Origin of the sequence: Streptomyces sp. NBC_01217, from assembly GCF_035994185.1 — a bacterium.
GTDB lineage: Bacteria > Actinomycetota > Actinomycetes > Streptomycetales > Streptomycetaceae > Streptomyces.
Genome location: NZ_CP108538.1, coordinates 3,358,744 through 3,381,179, shown reverse-complemented (window position 1 = coordinate 3,381,179; position 22,436 = coordinate 3,358,744). Strand labels below are relative to the sequence as shown.

Below are 22,436 nucleotides of genomic sequence, written 5' to 3'. Positions count from 1 at the left end.
CGGGGACCGCGAGGACCCGGCGTCCCGCGGGGAGTGGGGATTCATCCGCCCGCACCGCCCTCCAGCTCCTGTTCCGTCTGGTGGGCGCGCATCTCCTCCAGGTCGTGCTGGTGCTCGATGGCGGCGAGCCGGTCGGCCTCCAGCAGCTCCTGGACGCAGTTCATCAGGGTGTGCATGTCGACGACCCCGATGAACTCGCCGCGCCGCCCGGTCACCGCGACCCGCCCGCCACTGTCGATCAGCACCGCCTCCAGCGCGTCGTGCAGCGTCGCGTCCCGCGTCACCGTGTCATGGACCAGCTGCCCGGCACGCGCCAGCGAACCCCGGGCCCGCATCAGATTGCCGCGCCGCAGCCACTTGTACGGACGGTTCCTGCGGTCCAGCATCAGCAGCTCGTTGTGCAGGCTGTTGCGCAGCTTGTTGAAGATCGACTGGAGCGGGTCGTCGACCGTCACCGTCGGGAACTCGGCGATCTCCACGTCCCGTACGCGGGTGAGGTTGAGCCGCTTCAGCGCCGCCCCGGCACCGACGAAACCCGAGACGAAGTCGTCCATCGGATTGGTGAGGATCGCCTCGGGGGTGTCGAACTGCGCGATGTGCGAACGCTCCCGCAGCACGGCGATCCGGTCACCCAGCTTGATCGCCTCGTCGAAGTCGTGGGTGACGAAGACGATCGTCTTGTGCAGCTCGCGCTGGAGCCGGATCAGCTCGTCCTGGAGGTGGTCACGGGTGATCGGGTCGACCGCGCCGAACGGCTCGTCCATCAGCAGCACCGGCGGATCGGCGGCCAGCGCCCGTGCCACGCCCACCCGCTGCTGCTGGCCGCCGGACAGCTGGCGCGGGTAGCGCCCGTGGAACTCCCTCAGGTCCAGCCCGACCAGGTCGAGCATCTCCTCGACGCGGTCCTTCACCTTCGACTTCGACCAGCCGACCATCTTCGGTACGAGGGCGATGTTCTCGGCGACCGTCATGTGCGGGAAGAGCCCGGACGACTGGATCGCGTACCCGACCTTGCGGCGCAGCTTCACCGGGTCGATGTCGGTGACGTCCTCGTCGTTGATCCTGATCCGCCCGGACGTCGGCTCGATCAGCCGGTTGATCATCTTCAGGGTGGTGGACTTCCCGCAGCCGGACGGGCCGACGAAGATCACCGTCTCGCCGGCCTTGATGTCCATCGTGACGTCGTCCACCGCCGGGTTCGGATTGCCCGGATAGCGCTTGGTCAGATTGTCCAGATGGATGGTGGCGCCGGACGTGGTCCTCGCCGTCCCGGGGCCGGGGTTCCCGGGGCCGGGGTCCAGGGAGTCGACGTTCCCGGAGGCGGCGGTCTCAGACACGGATCCCCCTGGGAATGGTGAGCCGCCCGAGCAGGACGTACGCGGCGTCGAAGAGCAGGGCGAGGACGACGATGCCGAGCGTGCCGGCGAGCACCTGGTTGATCGCGTTGGCGCTGCCCAGCGAGGCGATGCCGCGGAAGATCTCATTGCCCAGTCCTGGGCCCGACGCATACGCGGCGATGGCGGCGATGCCCATCAGCATCTGGGTGGAGACCCGGATGCCGGTGAGGATCGGCGGCCAGGCGAGCGGCAGCTCCACCCGGCACAGCCGGGCCGGCCGCGACATCCCGATGCCCTTCGCCGCGTCGACGAGCGCCGGATCGACGCCGCGCAGCCCCACGATGGCGTTACGGACGATGGGCAGCAGCCCGTACAGCGTCAGGGTGATCACCGTGGGCGCGACCCCGAGCCCGACCAGCGGGATCAGCAGACCGATCGCGGCGAGGGACGGGATGGTCAGGATCGTCGCCGTCGACGTGATGGCCAGCGAGCCCGCCCAGCCGCTGCGATAGGTGACGACCCCGATCAGCACACCCAGCACGGTGGCGATGACCATGCACTGGAATACGGCACTGACGTGCTGGTACGCGTCGGTGAGCAGCTGTTGGTGCCGGTTGCCCAGGTACTCCCAGAAGCTCACACGCCACTCCTCGGCTCAGTCGTCGTCCCCCGCGGCCTGCTCGACGAGCGGGATGATGCGCAGCGGCACCGGGTTCTCCATGACGATGGCCGTGGAGGCCCGGACAATGCCATCAAATCCGACAACCCGGTCGATCACCCGCTGGAGGTCGGCGTTGGAGCGCGCGACGAGACGGCAGAGCATGTCGCCGTGCCCCGTGGTGGTGTGCAGCTCAAGCACCTCCGGAACGCCGGCCAAGTGGGCCCGTACATCGGCGCCTTGGCCCTGCTTGATCTCCAGCGTCGCGAACGCGGTGACGGGGTAGCCGAGCGCCGCCGGATCGACGGTCGGGCCGAATCCGCGGATGACGCCATTCGACTGAAGCCGGTCGAGCCGCGCCTGCACCGTCCCGCGTGCCACGCCGAGCCGGCGCGACGCCTCCAGGACACCGATACGGGGCTCGCGTGCCAGCAGTAGGATGAGCCGCCCGTCCAGATGATCGATCGCCATGGTGCGCCTCCGGGGGTCGCTGTGATGGTCATCATGTACAGATAGCCCGGCCATCATCCCCATCCGCTGTGCAGATTGACCAGCGGATTCGCGAACTGTTGCGCACCTTGCGAAGCGGCGAGAGCCTTCGGGCATGACTGAGACTCTGCACACCACCCCCGACACAGCCCGGCAGGCCGACCCCTTCCCGGTCAAGGGAATGGACGCGGTCGTCTTCGCCGTCGGCAATGCCAAGCAGGCCGCGCACTACTACTCGACGGCCTTCGGTATGAAGCTGGTCGCCTACTCCGGACCGGAGAACGGCAGCCGCGAGACGGCGAGTTACGTCCTGACCAATGGCTCCGCCCGTTTTGTCTTCACCTCCGTCATCAAGGCCTCCACCGACCACGGCCACTTCCTCGCCGACCATGTCGCCGAGCACGGCGACGGCGTCGTCGACCTGGCCATCGAGGTCCCGGACGCCCGTGCGGCCTATGCGTACGCCGTCGAGCACGGCGCCCTCGGCCTCGCCGAGCCGCACGAGGTCAAGGACGAGAACGGCACGGTCGTGCTCGCCGCCATCGCCACGTACGGCAAGACCCGCCACACCCTCGTCGAGCGCACCGGCTACGACGGCCCGTACCTGCCCGGCTTCGCCGCCGCGTCCCCGATCGTCGAGCCGCCCGCCAAGCGCACCTTCCAGGCCATCGACCACTGCGTCGGCAACGTGGAACTCGGCCGGATGAACGAGTGGGTCGGCTTCTACAACAAGGTCATGGGCTTCACCAACATGAAGGAGTTCGTGGGCGACGACATCGCCACCGAGTACTCCGCCCTCATGTCGAAGGTCGTCGCCGACGGCACCCTCAAGGTGAAGTTCCCGATCAACGAACCGGCGATCGCCAAGAAGAAGTCCCAGATCGACGAGTACCTGGAGTTCTACGGCGGCGCGGGAGTCCAGCACATCGCGCTCGCCACGAACGACATCGTCGCCTCGGTACGCGCGATGCGGGCGGCGGGCGTCCAGTTCCTGGACACCCCCGACTCGTACTACGACACCCTCGGCGAGTGGGCGGGCGAGACCCGCGTGCCCGTGGAGACCCTGCGCGAGCTGAAGATCCTCGTCGACCGCGACGAGGACGGCTACCTGCTGCAGATCTTCACCAAGCCGGTCCAGGACCGCCCGACCGTCTTCTTCGAGATGATCGAGCGTCATGGCTCCATGGGCTTCGGCAAGGGCAACTTCAAGGCCCTGTTCGAGGCGATCGAGCGCGAGCAGGAGAAGCGCGGCAACCTCTGAGTCCTGGGAGTGCTCCGGACCTGAAGGCGGGCCCCGGTGAATCCGGGGGCCCGCCTTCACGTGTCCGGCCCCCGATGCGCAGTCCGATCGGGTCCTTGACCGCGCTGATCGAGTGAGCCGGTGGGGCCTGCGGGCGCGAAGGGGCGGTGCAGTGGGACCGATAGGGGGCTGCGACGCGTCGTCGCGGCCCCTGCGGCAGAGCGCCGCAGGCTTCGATGGGAGCCCCCACGCATGAACCGTCTCACCGCGTCCGTCTCCGCCGCTGTCGTGGCTGCGGGCGCATCTCTCGCACTTCTCGCCCCCGCCGCCGTCGGCGCGGCGGCGGTGAACACCGTACAGAAGGTCCTGCCCACCGACCTCGGGCCGGGAAAGCCGTGGATCCGACTGCAGGACCCACCCAACAACGTCCCCACGCCGCCCGGCGTCCAGGAGGTCTCGCCGTTCGCCGACCCCGTCCGGTTCAACGGCAGCCTGCATCTGGCTGTCGGCGGCGGTCAGCAGGCGCAGGCCGGGCACGCCTTCCCTCAGGTGGTCCCGCTGAGCACCATCGCTGCGGCGAGGCTCTCGTACGACACCTACGTGAAGAGCACCGTGCCGCCCGGGGCCACCGGCGTCGGACCCAACCTCCAGCTCCCGATCCTCTGCCAGGGCGTGTTCACGACGCTCAGCTTCCGGCCGGAGAACAACACCGACTCCCAGGGGCGCCCGGGCGTGGTGCCGGACACCTGGCAGCACTTCACCTCCACCGCGTCCAGCCCGTGGCGCACCTCCCAGGCGGTGGCGGCGTTCCCCGCGCAGAGCGACCATCCGCTGAGCGACTACGTCGCCGCCTGCAACGCCCCCGGTGACGGGGCGGGCGGGGTCATCGCGAACGTCGGCCGGCTCGGCGACATGTCCGCCACGCTCGACACCTACGTGGACAACCTGACCGTGAACGGAACCGTCTACGACTTCGCCATCGGCGCTCTCGCCACCGGCCGGGTCGCTCTGCGGAACACCGGCCCGGGCGACAACTGCAACCGCCCCGGATGCCGCTCGGCGGGCGGGGACCACGACTCGGCGGCCGGCACGGTCACCTTCACCAGCCCGTCCGACGGCCCGGAGTACCACGGCGTCGGCACCCGCCTGGTCATCGCCGACGGACGCTCGCTCTCGCACCGGGACCTCACCGTGAAGGCGAACGGCCGGAACGTGCCCCTCGTTGCCGGTCCGAACCGCACGGTCATCGGCATCATCGCCCCCAACCCGAGCGTCAACCTCTTCCCGAACGGCACCTACACCACTCCGATCACGATCACCCACCGCGACCGTCCGGGCCGGGTAGGACCGAAGGACTCCCTGACCGTCACGGCCGAACTGCTGGCCCAGGGCTACGGCCCCCTCCAGAGGACCGGGGTCAAGGCCCACGCCACCCTGCGCCGTTGAGCGGTTCGCAGGAGCGGGAAAAAACCGGACGGCCCGCGCATCGCGGGCCGTCCGGCGACCGGACCGGAACAGGAGCGGGGCGAAGCAACGCCCGCCCCGTCAGCGGCTGCTCCGCACATGCGAGGCCGGGGCCTTGGCGGGCTCCACGTCCGCCCCGGCGGGCTCCGCGTCCTGCGGGCCGTCCGTCACAGGGCCGCCCAGGTCCTCCAGGGCCTCCTTGGCCGCCGGGGCCTCCAGCGGCGAGAAGTGCGGGTTGATGCGCAGGGCCTCCCCCAGACTGCGGCGCGCCGGGCCGTCGTCGTTCAAGTCCTTCTGGATCGCGCCCAGATGGGCCGTGTACGAGGCGTTCCGACTGCCTGCGCCGACCGCCCGCGTCGCGTACTCCAGCGCGGCGGAGGAGTCGCCCGAGCGGTGCAGCGCCCAGCCCAGCGCGTCCGCCACCGCCGCGCTGCGGTGCGACTTGGCCCACTCCGCCTTCAGCAGCTGCACCGCCACGTCGGCGTCCCCGTGGTCGGCCTCGTAACGGCCGCGCAGCAGCGCGTTGTCCACGCCCTGGCCCGCGTCACGCGCGAGGTCCTCGGTGAGCTGTTCGTACTGGCTGCGGGCCTCGTCGTCCCGGCCCAGCGACTCGTACAACTCTCCCAGCTCCAGCAGGTACTCGGGCCGGGGGAGGTCGGCCAGCGCCGCCTTGTAGTCGCGCTCCGCCTCGTCCGTACGGCCGAGCGCCACCAGCGCCCTGGCCCGGCCCGCGAGCGAGGGATGGTGGGCACGGTCGGTCCGCAGTGCCGCGCCGTACTGCGCCACCGCCTCGTCGGGCTCGCCCCGCTCCCAGGCCAGTTCGCCCAGCAGATACAGGCACTCCGCCTTCTGCGCCTGTGTGGTGGCCCGGTCCGCCGCGCTCTGCGCGCCTGCCAGCGCTTCGTCGCGCCGGCCGAGGTCCCTCTGCCGCTGCGCCGCGCGCATGAGCGCGGGGGCGCCGAAGTGCAGCGCCGAGAACTTCTCCACCGCCGTGTTCGCGGACTTGTAGTCACCCAGGCCGTTGTACGCGTCGATCAGGGCCGGATACACGCTCCACTGCTTCGGCTGCCGCGCCCGGACCGTCTCGCCCCACTTCTTCGCCGTGACGAAGTCCTGCCGGGCATTGGCGAGCGCCGCGAGCCCCACCCAGGCCGCCGTGTTCCCGCTCTCACCCGGCTCGACGTTCAGCGAGCGCTTCAGCGCCTGCTCGGCCCGCCCGTAGTACGTCGCGTCCGCGGAACGCTGACCCCACTCCACGTAGGCCGTACCGAGCAACGCCCACGACCGCGCGTCGGAGGGATGCGTGCCCACCCACATCTGCCGGTCCCCGATCAGCGCCGTCAGATCGGAGAGCGAGGCGGGGGAGCCCATGTCCCTGGCCTTCAGCGCCCGCGAGACCGGACCCGGCGCGGGCGGTGGCGGCGCGGACTTCTGCTCGTCCTCCGGCACGGCCACCACCGCACCCGTCACCAGCACCGCACCCGCCACCGCGCCCATGGCCGCCCTGCGCAGCGTCGTGCGCAGCGAGACGGGCGGCAGCTCGGCCGGAGCGGGGTCCGGCGGCACCGGATCCGACGGCACGCGCTGTGCGGGGTCGGTTCCGGGAGGCTCAAGGGGAGGAGCGGTCGAATGGGGGGACTTCGGAGGCTGCTGCGGCGTGACATCCATGCCGATCACTCTGCGTCAGTACGAAGAGCACACCACGTCTTGCGAAGGCTGCGGCAGACGGGTTCACACCAATGGGCCCGGGTGTCACGCTTGGATCATGAATGGACTCCTCGAACAACTGCGTGCGGGGCTTCCCGCCGAGGCCCTGATCACCGATCCGGACATCACCGCCTCGTACGCCCACGACATGGCGAGCTTCTGCGATGCGGGCACTCCGGCCGTCGTGGTGCTCCCGCGCACGGTCGAGCAGGTCCAGCACATCATGCGCACCGCCACGGCCCTGCGCGTCCCGGTCGTCCCGCAGGGAGCCCGTACCGGTCTGTCGGGCGCGGCCAACGCCTCCGACGACTGCATCGTGCTGTCCCTGGTGAAGATGGACCGGATCCTGGAGATCAACCCGGTCGACCGGATCGCCGTCGTCGAGCCGGGCGTCATCAACGCGGTGCTCTCCCGGGCGGTCAACGAGCACGGGCTCTACTACCCGCCGGACCCCTCCAGCTGGGAGATGTGCACCATCGGCGGCAACATCGGCACCGCGTCCGGCGGTCTGTGCTGCGTGAAGTACGGGGTCACCGCCGAATACGTACTCGGCCTGGACGTCGTCCTCGCCGACGGGCGGCTGCTCACCACCGGCCGCCGTACCGCGAAGGGCGTCGCCGGATACGACCTCACCCGGCTCTTCGTCGGGTCCGAGGGCAGCCTCGGAGTCGTCGTCAAGGCCGTGCTCGCGCTGAGGCCCCAGCCGCCGCAGCAGCTCGTCCTGGCCGCGGAGTTCCCGAGCGCGGCCACCGCCTGCGAGGCGATCTGCCGGATCATGGAGCGCGGTCATACCCCGTCACTCCTCGAACTGATGGACCGTACAACCGTCCAGGCCGTCAACAGGCTGGCCGGCATGGGCCTCCCCGACAGCACCGAGGCGCTGCTGCTCGCCGCCTTCGACACCCCGGACCCGTCGGCCGACCTGGCCGCCGTAGCCGAGCTGTGCACCGCCGCGGGCGCCACGGAGGTGGTCCCCGCCGAGGACGCCGCCGAGTCCGAGATGCTGCTCCAGGCCCGGCGGATGTCGCTCACCGCACTGGAGACCGTCAAGTCGGCGACGATGATCGACGACGTCTGCGTACCGCGCTCGAAGCTCGGCGCGATGCTCGAAGGCACCGCCGCCGTCGCCGAGAAGTACGACCTCACCATCGGTGTCTGCGCGCACGCGGGTGACGGCAACACCCACCCCGTCGTCTGCTTCGACCACACCGACGCCGACGAGTCCCGGCGGGCCCGCGAATCCTTCGACGAGATCATGGCGCTCGGCCTGGAACTCGGCGGCACGATCACCGGCGAGCACGGCGTCGGCGTCCTGAAGAAGGAGTGGCTGGCGCGCGAACTCGGCGAGGTGAGCGTCGAACTGCACCGGGGCATCAAGCAGGCGTTCGACCCGCTGGGGCTGCTCAACCCGGGCAAGGTGTTCTGACGGAGGTCCGGGCGTTGACGGCGGTGCGGGGGCCGGATCCGGGGTACGGCCGGGAAGGCTCCGGCTCACGCGTCGCCGTCCTGCGAGTCGTCCGGACCCCAGGGGTCGCTCAGCCACAGATCGTCGGCCGGCAGCGGCGCGAGCAGCTCGGCGAGGCCCTCGTCGATGCCGAGCCGCTCGGTCTCCGAACCCGGCGGAACCAGCCGCAGGGTCCGCTCCATCCAGGCGGCCACGGCGGCTGACGGCACCTCCAGAAGAGCGTCGCCGTCCGGCGAGGTCAGCGCCACGAAGATGACGTTGCGCCGGTCGACCTTGGTCGGCCAGATCCGCACGTCCCCGTGTCCGCACGGCCGGAACACGCCCTCGACCAGCAGATCGCGGGCAAAGGTCCAGTGGACGGGGAAGTCGGAGCCGATGTGGAAGGTGATGTGCACGGCGTACGGGTCCTCCGTGCGATAGGTCAGCCGGGCGGGGACGGAGATGCTCCGCTCGGGCGACAGGACCAGCTTGAGCTCCAGCTCGCGTTCCACGACGGTGTGCATGAGTGCGTCCTTTCGGTGCCTGTGGGCCGGTCCCGCGACCGGTCCGCACAGGGAGAGAGCGCCCTCCCCGCCATCTATTACGCGAGTTCCGGAAAAAATTTCCGGGTGACCGGAAAGTGGCCCAAACCCCGGGACTGGCCCAGGGGCAGGCGGGTGTCTGATAGATGTGGACCCGTTGTATTGAGGACTCGAAGAGATACGGGACCACGGTGATGAGCGCCCCAACCCCGGCACCCGGTGACGAAAGCCCCCGCGAGGGGTATTACCCCGACCCGTCCATCCCCGGATACGTCCGGTACTGGAACGGCGCTTCATGGGTGCCCGGCACGAGCCGGCCCGCCCCCCAGCAAGGCGATTCGGCGCCCGCGGAGGCGGCCCAACCGCAGCAGCAGCCGTCGGCCCCGGCGCCCGCGCCGGTGGACGAGACCGGTCCGGTCTTCCTCGACGAGGAGCCGTACGCGGCCGAGCGGCCCGAGCCGGCCACCGCCTGGCAGGCCGACGCCTCCCGCCAGACCGGCTTCGGCGGGGAACGCGATCGACGGGTCTCCTGGGGCGGGACGGGTCAGAGCGGCGGACCTGGCGAACCGGGCCGGGCCTCGGGGCCGTCGGGGCCGCAGTCCGGGGGAGGGGCCGTGGCGGGCTCCGGCTCCGGACCGGAGTCCGGCCGCGATCCGCGTACGCCTGCGGGCCCGAGCCCGGCCGACCATGCGCCCGCGGACCGGGCCCCGTCGGATCCGCGTCGGGCCGCTTCTGCGGACCCGACGGGCGGTGCGCTGCCCGGTATGCGTGGCGGCAGCAGCCGGACCCCTGAGAAGACCGTCGCGATCCGGGCCGACCGTCCGGCCGCTCCCCGGACGACGGAACAGGGGCCCGCGGAAGGGACGATGACGATCCGGGCGATCGCCCCCGGGACCGGCACACAGCCCCCCGCCCAGCAGACGCCCACACAGCCCCCCGCCCAGCAGACGCCCACACAGCCTCCGGCCCAGAACCAGGGCCCGGTCCAGAGCCAGGCTCCCGCCGAGCTCAACAACCCGCTCACCCCGGGCCCCGGCGGCGGTGCCGCCTCCTGGGCGCAGCAGGTCCACCAGCTCGCCCAGCCCGACCAGGCGGTCCGCCGACAGCCGCAGCCCCAGCAACACCAGCCCCACCTCCCGCTCCAGGGGCAGCAGCCCCAGCAGCCCCAGCCCCGGCCGCAGTTCGGTGGTGGGCACGGTGGCCGGCCGGACCAGCCCGTCGTGCCCTGGAAGCCCCCGGTCGACGACCCCTTCCAGCGGCTCGTGCAGGCCCAGGCAGCGGCCAGGCCCGCCGGCCTCGGCAAGCGGTTCGCCGCCCGGCTCGTCGACACGGTGGTGCTGGCCGCGCTCGCCGGCGCGATCGGCTTTCCGCTCGTCTCGCGGGCGATGGACCACATCGACGAGAAGATCAGCGCGGCGAAGCTGTCCGGTGAGACGGTCACGGTGTGGCTGGTGGACTCCACCACGGCCGGGCTCTTCGGCGGGGTGCTCGGCGCGTTCCTCGTGCTCGGCGTCCTGCTGGAGGCGCTGCCGACCGCCAAGTGGGGCCGTACGCTCGGCAAGAAGCTCTGCGGACTCGATGTGCGGGACATCGAGTCCCACGAGGCCCCGTCCTTCGGCGCCGCACTGCGCCGCTGGCTGGTCTACGGCGTACTGGGCGTCCTGGTGGTCGGGGTCGTCAATGTGCTCTGGTGCCTGTTCGACCGGCCGTGGCGCCAGTGCTGGCACGACAAGGCGGCGCACACCTTCGTGGCGGGCTGACCTCGCGCGAGGGCCGTGGAGCCCACTCCTCCGGCTGACCGCCCATCGGGGGAGGGGCTTCGGGGGCACCCCGTTCCCCCGAACGCACCTGAGCCGTTGCGGGCGCCCGTGGGCCGGGGTGCACTGCCCCCATGAGCAACGATCAGCCGCCCGAGGACGACCCGTTCCTCAAGAAGCCGCAGGAACCCCAGGGGCCGCAGGGGTCACAGGGGCCGCAGGGGCCGGAAGGACCGAAGGAGCCGCAGGGGCCGTCATCGGGCTCGCCCTACGACAGCGCTCCGCCGCCGCCCCCTCCGCCGCCGTACGATCCCGGTCCCTACGGCGGCGGTGGCCCGTACGGGGGCGTGGATCCGCTGGCCGGCATGCCGCCGCTCGGCGAGCCCGGCAAGCGTATTCTGGCCCGGCTGATCGACTTCCTGATCATCTCGATCCCGCTGTACCTGGTCTCGTTGCCGTGGGGCGGGGCGGTCGAGCTGAACGACAACAACAGCAACAGCAGCGACGTCAGCGATGTCTTCAGCCAGACGTACAGCGGGCACCAGCTGCTCTGGTCGCTGATCGGTCTGGCGGTCTACGTCGCCTACGACACGTACTTCACGCACAAGGACGGCCGGACCCCCGGCAAACGGCTGCTGAAGCTGCGGGTCGCGATGCTCAACGACGGCCGGGTGCCGGACACCGGTGCCTCCTTCATGCGGGCCGTGGTGCTCTGGCTGCCGGCACTGCTGTGCTGCCCGTGCCTGTGGTGGCTGATCAACATCGTGCTCATGTTCACGGACAAGCCCTACCGGCAGGGCCTCCACGACAAGGCGGCGAAGACGGTGGTCGTCCAGACCAACTGAAGCCCGTACCACGCCATACGGCCTCGGTCTCCGTACCGGCTCGATGACCGAGCCGGTACGGAGACCGAGGCCGTATGCGTCAGCGCCGCAGTGAGTGCTCGCCCAGGAGCTCGTCCACACGCGCCGCGGCACGCTGCTCGGGCGTGCGGGCGGCGGGGATCGAGGCCGGGACCCCGTCGCGGGCGAGACCCTCGGCCTCGACGGCGGCCGAGACCGCGTCCTGGTTCGTACGGACCGCGGCCCCGGCCCTCGCCGACTTCACTGTTTTCGCCCGGGACGGGTGGGGTACGGTCACGGCCACCAGCAGGCCGAGCGCGAGCGCCGCGGTCCCGATGACGGCGATGCCGAGGCCCGAACCCGTACGGGAGAGCAGCAGCATGGCGAGGGTCGAGAAGACGACGGTGACCGAACCGTAGGAGAACTGTGCGGCAGTGATGCGCGGCATGTCGGTATCCGTCCTCGGGACATCGGATGGGCAGTCTCTCAACACGGTCGCACTGTCGAGCGACTCTACGACGGTGGATGCCCGAGAGGAACCGGCAGTAAGCATCACCTAACCCACGGTACCGGTGCACGGGGGGCGCACGGAGTCATTCCGTATCCCAACCGCAGGCCGTGACGCGCCGGTTGTCCACATGTTGAACGTCCGGATAACGAAAATGTGCTCCTGCATAGTGCACTTGGCTTGTTCAAGTCAAGGTCTGTCTTTTCTCTCGTAACTCCGGTCGAATGTTGTCACTTGTGACGCGTATCCGCGCGCGGCCCCTCCACACCACCCCAGGCCGCGGTCGCGGACGCCGGGGAGGACTGCATCAAGTGACCACTAACAGACGGGCGCTTCGCGCCGCAGCGGTTGTCGTGGCCGTGGCCGCCACTGCCGCCACGGCGTCGGCTTTCGCCACTGCCCAGGCAGATGAGCACACATCGGGGGCGAAGGCATCCGTAGTCGACCGCCGGGACCCGGGTTCGGCCAAGGGCGTCGACCACGACCTGCAGGGACCTTTCAGCGAGCAGCAGGCCGCCCAGCGTCAGGCCGCCCTGGAGCAGGTCATAGCGGGCGACAAGAAGGTGACGACACGGGACGGCTCCAAGGTCGTCAAGCTCGACGACAAGAAGTACGTCGAGCTCGGCCGTGAGAAGACCGACAAGATCTTCACGGTTCTCGTGGAGTTCGGCGACCAGGTCGACAACACGACCATGTTCGACCCGGACGGCGACGGCCCCGAGCCGGCCGTTCCGAAGTACGGCGGCACGCCCGGCCCGCTGCACAACAAGATAGCCAAGCCGGACCCCAAGAAGGACAACAGCACCGCCTGGCAGGCCGACTACAACCAGGCGCACTTCCAGGAGCTCTACTTCGGTACGGGCGCCGGCAAGAACTCGCTGAAGACGTACTACGAGAAGACGTCCTCCGGGCGCTACTCGGTCGACGGCGAGGTCTCCGACTGGGTCAAGGTGCCTTACAACGAGGCCCGTTACGGCTCCAACTACTGCGGTTCCAGCAACTGCGCCAACTCCTGGGACATGATCCGGGACGGCGTGAACGCCTGGGCCGCCGACCAGAAGGCCAAGGGCCGTACGCCCGAGCAGATCAAGGCGGATCTCTCCCAGTACGACCAGTGGGACCGCTACGACTTCGACAACGACGGCAACTTCAACGAGCCCGACGGCTACATCGACCACTTCCAGATCGTCCACGCGGGCGAGGACGAGTCCGCGGGCGGCGGCGTCGAGGGCCCGAACGCCATCTGGGCGCACCGCTGGTACGCGTACGGCACCAACGCCGGTGCGACCGGCCCGGGCGACAACAAGGCCGGCGGCACCCAGATCGGTGACACCGGCATCTGGGTCGGCGACTACACCGCGCAGCCCGAGAACGGCGGCCTGGGTGTCTTCGCCCACGAGTACGGCCACGACCTCGGTCTGCCGGACCTCTACGACACCACCAACACCGCCGAGAACTCGGTCGGTTTCTGGTCCCTGATGTCGGCCGGCTCCTGGCTCGGCACCGGCAAGAACCAGATCGGTGACCTGCCCGGCGACATGACCGCCTGGGACAAGCTCCAGCTGGGCTGGCTCAACTACGGCGAGGCCAAGGCCGCGACGAACTCCACCCACAAGCTGGGCGTGTCCGAGTACAACACCAAGGACAAGCAGGCGCTCGTCGTCTCGCTGCCCGACAAGCCGGTCACCACCGCTGTCACGAAGCCCGCCGAGGGCTCCAAGCAGTGGTGGAGCGACATGGGTGACAACCTCAACAACACCCTGTCCCGTCCGGTCGACCTGACCGGCAAGTCCAAGGCCTCCCTGGACCTTTCGGGCTGGTGGGACATCGAGAAGGACTACGACTACCTCTACACCGAGGTATCGGAGAACGGCGGCAGCAGCTGGACCGCGATCGACGGCACGGCCGACGGCAAGGCGATCCCGCGCGACGCCAGTGACAAGCCGGCCCTGACCGACGTCTCCGGCCAGTACCAGACGCTGTCCTACTCGCTGGACGCCTACGCGGGCAAGAAGATCGACATCCGCTTCCGTTACGCCACCGACGGCGGCGCGGGCGGCATCGGCTTCGCGGCCGACACCATCTCGGTCAACGCCGACGGCGCCGCGCTGTTCACGGACAACGCCGAGGGCGACGACAATGGCTGGACCGTCAAGGGCTTCTCCCGCGTCGGTGAGTCGTTCACCCAGGAGTACCCGCAGTTCTACATCGCGGAGAACCGCCAGTACGTCAGCTTCGACCAGACCCTCAAGGTCGGCCCGTACAACTTCGGCTTCTCCAAGACCCGTCCGGACTGGGTCGAGCACTACCCGTACCAGAACGGTCTGCTCATCTGGCTCTGGGACACCTCCCAGAAGGACAACAACGTCTCCGCCCACCCGGGCAGGGGTCTGATCCTGCCGGTCGACGCGCACGCCAAGCCCCTGAAGTGGGCGGACGGCACGATCATCCGCAACAAGATCCAGCCCTTCGACGCACCCTTCAGCCGGTACGCGACCGACGGCTTCACCCTGCACAACGCCGATGTCGCGGTGAAGATCAAGCCGCAGCTCGGCGTCCCGGTCTTCGACGACCACAAGGGCACCTACTGGTACAAGGAGAACAAGACCGGAAGTGTTCAGGTCGCTGACACGAACACCCGGATCACGATCGTCAAGGAGCCGCGTGATGGCTCGACGATGATCGTCAAGGTCGGTGCCTCGCACAAGTAATTCCGCATCGCCGCAGGTCAAACCTTGATCGGCCGTCGCCCCCTAGCGGGCGGCGGCCGATCGTGTTTAGGTGCGTCTTATTCGGATCCTTATTGACACGATGTCTTACGGGGGAGCGCGGAGCATGGCAGGCGGAGGGTTCAGCAAGTTGCCGAACGGCAGTGTGGTGGTGGCGATCACCCTGACCGGTCCCGCGGACGGAACGGAGCCGGGCGCTCCGGTCCGGGTCCTGGTGTACGCGGCCAACCGGGCCCGCGCGCTGACCCGGCTGCGCAATCTGGGCCTGCGCGCCGTCTACCTCCGGGGCAACGCGGAGCCGCCCACGCCGGACGAGATCACCGCCGTGCTGCACCACCCGGACGGGGTGCTCTGGCGGGCGAGACCGGAGGAGGCCCAGGAGCTCTGGCACCCGATCCGGGCCCTGCTCCGCCGCCCGGCGATCCCGGCCAGGCGCCCGGCCTGAGGCATGGGGACGGGGGCGGGCCCGGCTGGGGAAACTACACCACGGGCTTTCCGGTGAGCTTCACGCCCGCCCGGCGGAGCTCTTCGAGCGTCCGCTCGGTGGTCTCCTCGGCGACTCCCGCGGTCAGGTCGAGCAGCACATGGGTCGTGAAGCCCGCCCGGACCGCGTCCAGCGCCGTCGCCCGCACGCAGTGGTCGGTCGCGATGCCGACCACGTCGACCTCGGTGACCCCGCGGTCGTGCAGCCAGTCGGCGAGCCCCATACCGTTCTCGTCGAGGCCCTCGAATCCGCTGTACGCCGCGGCGTAGGCGCCCTTGTCGAACACCGCGTCGATCGCACCCGAGGCGACCGCGGGGGCGAAATTGGGGTGGAAGCCCACGCCCTCCGTACCGGCGACACAGTGCGCAGGCCAGGAGTGCTCGAAGTCGGGCTGCGCGGAGAAGTGGTTGCCCGGGTCGACGTGGTGGTCACGGGTGGCCACCACATGGCGGTACCCGGCCTGGGCCTCGCCGATCAGGTCGGTGATGGCGGCGGCGACATCGGAGCCCCCCGCCACGGCGAGGCTGCCGCCCTCGCAGAAGTCGTTCTGAACGTCCACGACGATCAAGGCGCGGTGCATGGCGGGTGTCCTTCGATGGGGGACGGTCGGCGGTCACTGGGGGCCGCATTCGAGCCTAGAGACTCCGAAGCGGCTTAGGGAGGGGACGAAGAAAGCCCGTCCGGCGGTCAAATCGAGCCTGTCCGGCGATTGAGGACAAAGCGGAAACCGGGAGCTCCCGGCCCCCGCCCCGCCCCCTCACACGTACTCGGTAGGAATCACCGGCTCCCCACGGGACAACTGCATCGCCGACATCGGCAGCCCCGCCCGCGCGGCCATGTGCCGCTCGCGCGCCGCGTCCAGCGGCTCGCGGGCTATCACCTCACCGCCCCTGACCAGCTCGACCAGCAGCTGCCGGTCGGCCAGCCCGTCCGGTACGGGACCGGTGCCGATCACCTCGGCCTCGGCCACCCCGCTTTCGTCCAGCCGGCGCGCGGCCCACTTGCGGCCGCCCACCGAGGACTTCGCGCCGAGCGACTTCTTGGCGACTGGCCGCAGCGGTTCCGCCGGATCGGCGGAACCCGCCCGGGCGACCAGCTTGTAGACCATCGAGCAGGTGGGCTGCCCGCTGCCGGTCACCAGCTGCGTGCCCACCCCGTACGCGTCGACCGGCGCCGCGGCCAGCGACGCGATCGCGTACTCGTCCAGATCCGAGGTCACCACGATCTTCGTCCCGGTGGCCCCCAGCTCGTCCAGTTGCTGCCGCACCCGGTGCGCGACCAGCAGCAGGTCCCCGGAGTCGATCCGTACCGCGCCCAGCTCGGTCCCGGCGACCTCGACCGCCGTACGGACCGCCTCGGCGACGTCGTACGTGTCGACCAGCAGTGTCGTACCCCGGCCCAGCGAGTCGACCTGGGCCCGGAACGCGTCGCGCTCGGTGTCGTGGAGCAGCGTGAAGGCGTGGGCGCTCGTGCCGACGGTCGGGATGTTGTAGCGGAAGCCCGCGGCCAGGTCGGACGTGGTGTCGAAGCCGCCGATGTACGCGGCACGCGCCGACGCCACCGCGGACAGCTCATGGGTGCGTCGGGCACCCATCTCGATCAGCCCGCGCCCGCCCGCCGCCGCCGACATCCGCGACGCCGCCGCGGCGATCGCCGAGTCGTGGTTGAGGATCGACAGGACCACCGTCTCCAGCAGCACGCACTCGGCGAAGGAGCCCTCGACCCGCAGGATCGGAGAGCCGGGGAAGTACACCTCGCCCTCCGGGTAGCCCCAGATGTCACCGCTGAAGCGGAAGTCGGCCAGCCAGGCGAGCGTGGGCCCGTCGACGACGTCGCGTTCGCGCAGGAAGGTGAGCATCTCGTCGTCGAAGTGGAAGTTCTCCACCGCGTCCAGCACGCGTCCGATGCCCGCGACGACGCCGTAGCGCCGTCCCTCCGGCAGCCGGCGGGTGAACGCCTCGAAGACCGAGCGCCGGTCGGCCGTGCCGGCCTTCAGCGCGGCCTGCACCATCGTGAGCTCGTACTGGTCGGTGAAGAGCGCGGTCGACGGCACACCGACCCGTCGCCCAAGGTCCGCAGAGTTCATGTCCCGGATGCTACCCCTATTTCGTCAGAGTGACGAGATCTCGGGTCGTTTGTGCGATGACCCCTCCCTGGTGGCAGCATGGGGTGGGTGAGCGTCGCCCCCACAGAGATCGAGCGTCCCGAATCGGCCGAGGAGAGTCTCGTCGTCCCCGAGCCCGACGTCCCCTGGGTGACGCTGGTCCACAACGACCCGGTCAACCTCATGAGCTATGTGACCTATGTCTTCCAGGCCTACTTCGGCTACTCCAAGGACAAGGCCCACAAGCTGATGCTGGACGTCCATCAGAAGGGCCGCGCAGTCGTCTCCAGCGGCAGCCGCGAGGAGATGGAACGCGACGTCCAGGCCATGCACGGCTACGGGCTGTGGGCCACCCTCACCCAGGACCGCAACTAGACCGGCCGTCCGGACCGGTCGTCCTCCTGCCCCGCCCGACCCACCATCGGAGAAAACCCATGGCCGGCCACTTCGAGGCCACCCCAGGCGGCGGCGCGGCCGTCGCGCTCGACGAGGTGGAGATCGCGATCCTGCGCTCCCTCGCCGTACAGCTGCTGGAACTGATCGGACCCGGCGACCAGCCCGCCGAGGGCGAGGACCCGCTCGCCGCCCTCTTCGCCGAGGGCCCCAGCGAACCGCCCACCGACCCCGCGCTGGCCCGCCTCTTCCCCGAGGCGTACGGCGACGAGGACAGCGAACTGCGCGCCGCCTCCGCCGAGTTCCGCCGCTTCACCGAGAACGATCTGCGCACCCGCAAGCGCGACGACGCCCTCGCCGTCGTACGCACCCTGGACGGCCTCACCATCGCCGGGGACGGCGGCGCCGTGCTGGAGCTCACCGGCGACGAATGCCGCAACTGGCTCGGCGCGCTCAACGACCTCCGCCTCACCATCGGCACCCGTCTGGAGGTCTCCGACGACGACGAGGGCGAGGTCGGGTCGCTCTACCGGCTGCCCGACAGCGATCCGCGCAAGCCGATGGTCATGGCCTATCTCTGGCTCGGCGCGCTCCAGGAAACCCTCGTGGAAACCCTGATGCCGTAGCGCGGTCCGTAGCGCTGGGCGGGCTTCTCGATTACGCATGCATCACGTTCGCTCAACGGACACTCAAATCCGAATAACGATCCCATCACCTGAACAGTCGCTTTTGCGGCGACTGGGAATGCTTGTCCGCTTTTACTTGTGTTGTGCGCCACAAATGGTCCGATGAATCACCCGTGTGGCCGTGATAAATCTTCACGACCACTCGGGGACGCCACCCCTGTTCCCGAGGGCGCTACAGGCCGGCGACCGCCGGCGGCACTCCATCCATATCCGGGGGGATCAGGAACCGATCCGCTGCCTCAATGGCGCGGATCGGCGTGGAGAAAGGCGCAGCACATGACATCGGCGCAGGTCGACGACAAGGGACAGGGCGGCCGGGAGGCCGCGGCGGTCGCGGACGCCGGTACGGCGGGCGAGGGATACCAGCGGGCCCTCGGCGCCCGTCAGATCCAGATGATCGCCATCGGCGGAGCCATCGGCACCGGCCTCTTCCTCGGTGCGGGCAAGGCGATCGCCAAGGCCGGACCCAGCCTCATCCTGGCCTATGCCGTCGCGGGTCTGGTGATCTTCTTCATCATGCGGGCCCTGGGCGAACTCCTCATGTACCGCCCGGTGTCGGGCTCCTTCTCGGAGTACGCCCGCGAATTCGTCGGCCCCTTCGCCGGCTTTGTCACCGGCTGGACGTACTGGCTGTTCTGGGTCGTCACCGGAATCACCGAGGTCACCGCAGCGGCCCAGTACATGACGTTCTGGTTCGACATTCCTCAATGGGTGTCGGCGCTGATCTTCACGATCATCCTGTACGGCGTGAACCTGATCTCCGTGAAGCTCTTCGGAGAACTCGAATTCTGGTTCTCGATGGTCAAGGTGACCGCCATCGTCGGCATGATCCTCATCTGCGCCGGAATTCTCACCCTCGGCTTCTCCGACGCCGGGGACACCGCGAGCGTGACCCACCTCTGGGCCGACGGCGGCTTCTTCCCGCACGGCATCAGCGGCACGCTCATGACCCTGCAGATCGTGATGTTCGCCTTCCTCGCCGTCGAGCTCGTCGGCGTCACCGCGGGCGAGTCCAAGGACCCGAAGACCGTCCTGCCCAAGGCGATCAACACCGTGCCGTGGCGCATCGCCGTCTTCTACGTCGGCGCCCTCATCATGATCCTCTCCGTGGTCCCGTGGACCGAGTTCCAGCCCGGGATCTCGCCGTTCGTCGCCGCCTTCCAGAAGATGGGCCTCGGCGTCGGAGCGGGCATCGTCAACTTCGTCGTCCTGACCGCGGCCCTCTCCTCCTGCAACTCCGGCATGTACTCCACCGGCCGCATGCTGCGCGACCTCGCGCTCAACGGCCAGGGCCCGCGGTTCTTCACCAGGCTGACCAGGAGCGGCACCCCGCTGATCGGCACCACCTTCTCCGCGGCCCTGATGCTCGTCGGCGTGTGGATCAACTACCAGTGGCCCGGTGACGCCTTCACCTACGTCGTCTCCTTCGCCACCATCTCCGGCATGTGGGCCTGGATCATGATCCTCGTCTGCCAGATCCGCTACCGGGGCCTGGCCGACCGCGGAGTGCTCCCGCAGTCCACCTTCCGGGCCCCCGGCGCCCCGTTCACCAGCATCTTCGCGCTGGCCTTCATCGGCTTGGTGATCGTGATGATGGGCATCGACAAGGACACCAGGGTCTCGCTGTACTGCGCCCCGCTGTGGGCGGCCGTCCTCGGCGTCTCGTACCTGGTGCTCAAGTCCCGCAACCCCGAGAACAAGGCGTTCGCAAAGAGCTGACGCGAGGGCGGCACGGCCTCTGCTCCACCTCCGGCCGCCCCAACGGCCGCGTCCACCATGCGGGCCCCGGCGTACCACTCCTCGGTACGCCGGGGCCCGCATGCCTATCCTGGCGCCATGCTGACCATCACCCAGACGCTCTACGACCAGATCGTCGCGCACTCCCGTGCCGACCACCCCGACGAGGCGTGCGGCGTGGTCGCGGGCCCGGCCGGAACCGGCCGCGCCGAACGGTTCATCCCCATGCTCAACGCCGCGCGCTCGCCCACGTTCTACGAATTCGACTCGGGCGACCTCCTCAAGCTCTACCGCGAGATGGACGACCGCGACGAGGAGCCGGTGATCGTCTACCACTCCCACACCGCGACCGAGGCCTACCCCTCCCGCACCGATGTCTCATACGCCAACGAACCCGGCGCCCACTACGTCCTCGTCTCCACCGCGGACACCGACGACGCGGGCCTCTTCCAGTTCCGCTCGTACCGGATCGTGGACGGCGAGATCACCGAGGAGGACGTCGAGGTCGTCGAGGCGTACGAGGCCGTCTGACCTCCTCGCACCGCCCGACTCCGGCATTCCGCAGGCGGGACGGGACCGTGATGGAGACCCGTCCCGTCCACCTGTCGAACGCCGACCATCCAGCAGCTGAGATCACACTCCGGGTCACGGACCGGGAATCGATACGATGACCGCATGGTTTCCGATGACGTGAGCGACAAGACGCCGGGCATGCTGCTCGTCGCGCGGCTGCACGTCGACCTGTGCAGGCTCTCCAGCGCGATCTGTACGTGCCGCCTGCCCGCCGGCCGCGAGGCCTGAGCCGGGCTCGCGGCGCGAGCACCCATTCGTAGAGCACCAACCCCCGCGCGGGGGCAGAGCCGCGCGCCCCGCCACCTCTCCGCTTCCGAAGGAGCCCACGCCATGGCCATCGAGGTCCGCATCCCGACCATCCTCCGCACCTACACCGACGGCGCCAAGGCCGTGCAGGGCAACGGAGGGACCCTCGCCGACCTCTTCACGGACCTCGACAGCCGCCACAACGGCATCCGTGAGCGCATCGTCGACGGCGACGAACTCCGCCGCTTCGTGAACGTCTACCTCAACGACGAGGACGTCCGCTTCCTCGACGGCATCTCCACCAAGCTCAGCGACGGCGACAGCGTCACCATTCTCCCGGCCGTCGCCGGCGGCATGAACTGATGCGGTACGACAGCCCGCTCGCCGCGGTGGGCAACACCCCGCTCGTCCGTCTGCCGCGGCTGTCACCGTCGGACGAGGTCCGCATCTGGGCCAAGCTGGAGGACCGCAACCCCACCGGCTCGATCAAGGACCGCCCCGCGCTCCACATGGTCGAACAGGCCGAGAAGGACGGCCGGTTGACCCCCGGCTGCACGATCCTGGAGCCCACCAGCGGCAACACCGGCATCTCGCTCGCCATGGCGGCCAAGCTCAAGGGCTACCGGATGGTGTGCGTCATGCCGGAGAACACCTCCCAGGAGCGGCGCGACCTGCTCGCCATGTGGGGGGCCGAGATCATCTCGTCCCCGGCGGCGGGCGGCTCCAACACGGCCGTGCGCGTCGCCAAGGAGCTGGCCGCCGAGCACCCCGACTGGGTCATGCTCTACCAGTACGGCAACCCGGACAACGCGGGCGCCCACTACGCCACCACCGGCCCGGAGATCCTCACCGACCTCCCGTCCATCACCCACTTCGTGGCGGGCCTGGGCACCACCGGCACGCTCATGGGCGTCGGCCGCTATCTGCGCGAGCACAAGCCAGACATCAAGATCGTCGCCGCTGAGCCGCGCTACGACGACCTGGTCTACGGGCTCCGCAACCTCGACGAGGGCTTCGTCCCCGAGCTCTACGACGCCTCGGTCCTCACCACCCGCTTCTCGGTCGGCTCCGCCGACGCCGTCACCCGCACCCGCGAACTCCTCCAGCAGGAGGGCATCTTCGCGGGCGTCTCCACCGGCGCGGCGCTCCACGCCGCGATCGGAGTGGGAAACAAGGCCGTGAAGGCGGGGGAGCAGGCCGACATCGTCTTCGTCGTCGCGGACGGCGGCTGGAAGTACCTGTCGACGGGCGTCTACACGGCCCCGACGACGGAGGCAGCCATCGAAACGCTGCACGGCCAGCTCTGGGCGTAGCCCGGAATCACGCCGGACGGGCCGGATGTCTCAGCCCGTCCGGCCAACCACTCAGCCCCTCAGGCGGGCCCTTCAGCCCGTCCGGCGCTTGAGGAGCGGGGCCCGGGGCAGAGCCCCGGTTTCGGGAAGAGTGGGGTCTCCCCTGCTCGAACGAAGTTGAGAGCTTGGGGATGGGTAGGGGAC

Annotated in this window: 22 protein-coding genes; 14 read left to right on the top strand and 8 right to left on the bottom strand. The window is 69.7% G+C overall.

Annotated elements, in window-relative coordinates:
• Nucleotides 1-41 precede the first annotated feature (41 nt).
• Genes OG507_RS14870 through OG507_RS14860 form a run of 3 tightly spaced genes read right to left on the bottom strand, consistent with a single transcriptional unit; the run spans nt 42 to nt 2,466 of the window.
• Nucleotides 42-1,301, bottom strand: coding sequence for an ABC transporter ATP-binding protein (locus OG507_RS14870; protein WP_327371973.1), 1,260 nt, complete (start codon nt 1,299-1,301; stop codon nt 42-44).
• 28 nt (nt 1,302-1,329) lie between these two features.
• On the bottom strand, nt 1,330-1,977 hold the full coding sequence (locus OG507_RS14865) for an ABC transporter permease (RefSeq protein WP_327367679.1): 648 nt from the start codon (nt 1,975-1,977) through the stop codon (nt 1,330-1,332).
• 15 nt (nt 1,978-1,992) lie between these two features.
• Nucleotides 1,993-2,466 carry an Lrp/AsnC family transcriptional regulator gene (locus OG507_RS14860; RefSeq protein WP_327367678.1) on the bottom strand — a complete coding sequence of 158 codons (474 nt, stop codon included), beginning with the start codon at nt 2,464-2,466 and terminating at the stop codon, nt 1,993-1,995.
• A 133-nt stretch (nt 2,467-2,599) separates the two neighbouring features.
• Between OG507_RS14860 and hppD the strand changes: the two genes are divergently transcribed.
• Both hppD and OG507_RS14850 read left to right on the top strand, forming a co-directional pair.
• The gene (gene hppD / locus OG507_RS14855) at nt 2,600-3,745 is read left to right on the top strand and encodes a 4-hydroxyphenylpyruvate dioxygenase (RefSeq protein ID WP_327367677.1); all 1,146 of its coding nucleotides are present in this window, start codon (nt 2,600-2,602) and stop codon (nt 3,743-3,745) included.
• A gap of 231 nt (nt 3,746-3,976) precedes the next feature.
• Complete coding sequence (locus tag OG507_RS14850; RefSeq protein ID WP_327367676.1) at nt 3,977-5,170, top strand: hypothetical protein; 1,194 nt, start codon at nt 3,977-3,979, stop codon at nt 5,168-5,170.
• Nucleotides 5,171-5,269: 99 nt separating this feature from the next.
• On the opposite strand, the gene OG507_RS14845 is transcribed toward OG507_RS14850, so the two are convergent.
• Entirely contained in the window at nt 5,270-6,856 is a 1,587-nt protein-coding gene (locus OG507_RS14845; protein WP_327367675.1) for a tetratricopeptide repeat protein, read from the bottom strand.
• A 97-nt stretch (nt 6,857-6,953) separates the two neighbouring features.
• Between OG507_RS14845 and OG507_RS14840 the strand changes: the two genes are divergently transcribed.
• On the top strand, nt 6,954-8,321 hold the full coding sequence (locus tag OG507_RS14840; protein ID WP_327367674.1) for an FAD-binding oxidoreductase: 1,368 nt from the start codon (nt 6,954-6,956) through the stop codon (nt 8,319-8,321).
• Nucleotides 8,322-8,386: 65 nt separating this feature from the next.
• On the opposite strand, the gene OG507_RS14835 is transcribed toward OG507_RS14840, so the two are convergent.
• Nucleotides 8,387-8,863 carry an SsgA family sporulation/cell division regulator gene (locus OG507_RS14835; protein WP_327367673.1) on the bottom strand — a complete coding sequence of 159 codons (477 nt, stop codon included), beginning with the start codon at nt 8,861-8,863 and terminating at the stop codon, nt 8,387-8,389.
• A 212-nt stretch (nt 8,864-9,075) separates the two neighbouring features.
• On the opposite strand from OG507_RS14835, the gene OG507_RS14830 reads away from it, so the two are divergent.
• Together OG507_RS14830 and OG507_RS14825 are read left to right on the top strand one after the other, a co-directional pair.
• Entirely contained in the window at nt 9,076-10,641 is a 1,566-nt protein-coding gene (locus OG507_RS14830) for an RDD family protein (RefSeq protein ID WP_327367672.1), read from the top strand.
• A gap of 131 nt (nt 10,642-10,772) precedes the next feature.
• Nucleotides 10,773-11,483 (top strand): RDD family protein, encoded by a 711-nt coding sequence (locus OG507_RS14825; protein WP_327367671.1) that lies wholly within the window; start codon nt 10,773-10,775, stop codon nt 11,481-11,483.
• Between the two features lie 79 nt (nt 11,484-11,562).
• On the opposite strand, the gene OG507_RS14820 is transcribed toward OG507_RS14825, so the two are convergent.
• Nucleotides 11,563-11,928: a hypothetical protein gene (locus OG507_RS14820; RefSeq protein WP_327367670.1), complete on the bottom strand. Its 366-nt coding sequence runs from the start codon at nt 11,926-11,928 to the stop codon at nt 11,563-11,565.
• A gap of 371 nt (nt 11,929-12,299) precedes the next feature.
• Between OG507_RS14820 and OG507_RS14815 the strand changes: the two genes are divergently transcribed.
• Both OG507_RS14815 and OG507_RS14810 read left to right on the top strand, forming a co-directional pair.
• Complete coding sequence (locus OG507_RS14815) at nt 12,300-14,699, top strand: immune inhibitor A domain-containing protein (protein WP_327367669.1); 2,400 nt, start codon at nt 12,300-12,302, stop codon at nt 14,697-14,699.
• Between the two features lie 124 nt (nt 14,700-14,823).
• Nucleotides 14,824-15,162 (top strand): hypothetical protein, encoded by a 339-nt coding sequence (locus OG507_RS14810; protein WP_327367668.1) that lies wholly within the window; start codon nt 14,824-14,826, stop codon nt 15,160-15,162.
• A gap of 34 nt (nt 15,163-15,196) precedes the next feature.
• Here the strand turns inward: OG507_RS14810 and OG507_RS14805 are convergent, their stop codons facing one another.
• Together OG507_RS14805 and OG507_RS14800 are read right to left on the bottom strand one after the other, a co-directional pair.
• Nucleotides 15,197-15,781, bottom strand: a complete 585-nt coding sequence (locus tag OG507_RS14805) for an isochorismatase family protein (protein WP_327367667.1) — start codon at nt 15,779-15,781, stop codon at nt 15,197-15,199.
• Nucleotides 15,782-15,958: 177 nt separating this feature from the next.
• The gene (locus tag OG507_RS14800; RefSeq protein WP_327367666.1) at nt 15,959-17,287 is read right to left on the bottom strand and encodes a nicotinate phosphoribosyltransferase; all 1,329 of its coding nucleotides are present in this window, start codon (nt 17,285-17,287) and stop codon (nt 15,959-15,961) included.
• A gap of 78 nt (nt 17,288-17,365) precedes the next feature.
• Here OG507_RS14800 and clpS point away from each other — a divergent pair, with 78 nt between their 5' ends.
• The 7 genes from clpS to OG507_RS14765 all read left to right on the top strand — a co-directional run bounded on the left by clpS (nt 17,366) and on the right by OG507_RS14765 (nt 22,253).
• Entirely contained in the window at nt 17,366-17,680 is a 315-nt protein-coding gene (gene clpS / locus OG507_RS14795) for an ATP-dependent Clp protease adapter ClpS (RefSeq protein ID WP_327367665.1), read from the top strand.
• Nucleotides 17,681-17,739: 59 nt separating this feature from the next.
• Complete coding sequence (locus OG507_RS14790) at nt 17,740-18,324, top strand: DUF2017 domain-containing protein (RefSeq protein WP_327367664.1); 585 nt, start codon at nt 17,740-17,742, stop codon at nt 18,322-18,324.
• Nucleotides 18,325-18,660: 336 nt separating this feature from the next.
• Nucleotides 18,661-20,103 carry an amino acid permease gene (locus OG507_RS14785; RefSeq protein ID WP_327367663.1) on the top strand — a complete coding sequence of 481 codons (1,443 nt, stop codon included), beginning with the start codon at nt 18,661-18,663 and terminating at the stop codon, nt 20,101-20,103.
• A gap of 117 nt (nt 20,104-20,220) precedes the next feature.
• Nucleotides 20,221-20,652 carry a M67 family metallopeptidase gene (locus OG507_RS14780; protein ID WP_327367662.1) on the top strand — a complete coding sequence of 144 codons (432 nt, stop codon included), beginning with the start codon at nt 20,221-20,223 and terminating at the stop codon, nt 20,650-20,652.
• A gap of 144 nt (nt 20,653-20,796) precedes the next feature.
• Nucleotides 20,797-20,922 (top strand): putative leader peptide, encoded by a 126-nt coding sequence (locus OG507_RS14775; RefSeq protein ID WP_327367661.1) that lies wholly within the window; start codon nt 20,797-20,799, stop codon nt 20,920-20,922.
• 102 nt (nt 20,923-21,024) lie between these two features.
• On the top strand, nt 21,025-21,303 hold the full coding sequence (locus tag OG507_RS14770; RefSeq protein WP_327367660.1) for a MoaD/ThiS family protein: 279 nt from the start codon (nt 21,025-21,027) through the stop codon (nt 21,301-21,303).
• Nucleotides 21,303-22,253 carry a PLP-dependent cysteine synthase family protein gene (locus OG507_RS14765; RefSeq protein ID WP_327367659.1) on the top strand — a complete coding sequence of 317 codons (951 nt, stop codon included), beginning with the start codon at nt 21,303-21,305 and terminating at the stop codon, nt 22,251-22,253. The genes OG507_RS14770 and OG507_RS14765 overlap by 1 nt, the downstream gene beginning before the upstream one ends.
• Nucleotides 22,254-22,436: the final 183 nt, after the last annotated feature.

Bases quoted from the DNA above. Each gene is read 5' to 3' on its own strand.
- OG507_RS14810 (WP_327367668.1), top strand. From the start codon at position 14,824: ATGGCAGGCGGAGGGTTCAGCAAGTTGCCGAACGGCAGTGTGGTGGTG.
- OG507_RS14800 (WP_327367666.1), bottom strand. From the start codon at position 17,287: ATGAACTCTGCGGACCTTGGGCGACGGGTCGGTGTGCCGTCGACCGCG.
- OG507_RS14830 (WP_327367672.1), top strand. From the start codon at position 9,076: ATGAGCGCCCCAACCCCGGCACCCGGTGACGAAAGCCCCCGCGAGGGG.
- OG507_RS14790 (WP_327367664.1), top strand. From the start codon at position 17,740: ATGGCCGGCCACTTCGAGGCCACCCCAGGCGGCGGCGCGGCCGTCGCG.
- hppD (WP_327367677.1), top strand. From the start codon at position 2,600: ATGACTGAGACTCTGCACACCACCCCCGACACAGCCCGGCAGGCCGAC.
- OG507_RS14820 (WP_327367670.1), bottom strand. From the start codon at position 11,928: ATGCCGCGCATCACTGCCGCACAGTTCTCCTACGGTTCGGTCACCGTC.
- OG507_RS14850 (WP_327367676.1), top strand. From the start codon at position 3,977: ATGAACCGTCTCACCGCGTCCGTCTCCGCCGCTGTCGTGGCTGCGGGC.
- OG507_RS14825 (WP_327367671.1), top strand. From the start codon at position 10,773: ATGAGCAACGATCAGCCGCCCGAGGACGACCCGTTCCTCAAGAAGCCG.
- OG507_RS14775 (WP_327367661.1), top strand. From the start codon at position 20,797: ATGGTTTCCGATGACGTGAGCGACAAGACGCCGGGCATGCTGCTCGTC.
- OG507_RS14785 (WP_327367663.1), top strand. From the start codon at position 18,661: ATGACATCGGCGCAGGTCGACGACAAGGGACAGGGCGGCCGGGAGGCC.
- clpS (WP_327367665.1), top strand. From the start codon at position 17,366: ATGGGGTGGGTGAGCGTCGCCCCCACAGAGATCGAGCGTCCCGAATCG.
- OG507_RS14770 (WP_327367660.1), top strand. From the start codon at position 21,025: ATGGCCATCGAGGTCCGCATCCCGACCATCCTCCGCACCTACACCGAC.
- OG507_RS14835 (WP_327367673.1), bottom strand. From the start codon at position 8,863: ATGCACACCGTCGTGGAACGCGAGCTGGAGCTCAAGCTGGTCCTGTCG.
- OG507_RS14765 (WP_327367659.1), top strand. From the start codon at position 21,303: ATGCGGTACGACAGCCCGCTCGCCGCGGTGGGCAACACCCCGCTCGTC.
- OG507_RS14780 (WP_327367662.1), top strand. From the start codon at position 20,221: ATGCTGACCATCACCCAGACGCTCTACGACCAGATCGTCGCGCACTCC.
- OG507_RS14860 (WP_327367678.1), bottom strand. From the start codon at position 2,466: ATGGCGATCGATCATCTGGACGGGCGGCTCATCCTACTGCTGGCACGC.
- OG507_RS14805 (WP_327367667.1), bottom strand. From the start codon at position 15,781: ATGCACCGCGCCTTGATCGTCGTGGACGTTCAGAACGACTTCTGCGAG.
- OG507_RS14840 (WP_327367674.1), top strand. From the start codon at position 6,954: ATGAATGGACTCCTCGAACAACTGCGTGCGGGGCTTCCCGCCGAGGCC.
- OG507_RS14845 (WP_327367675.1), bottom strand. From the start codon at position 6,856: ATGGATGTCACGCCGCAGCAGCCTCCGAAGTCCCCCCATTCGACCGCT.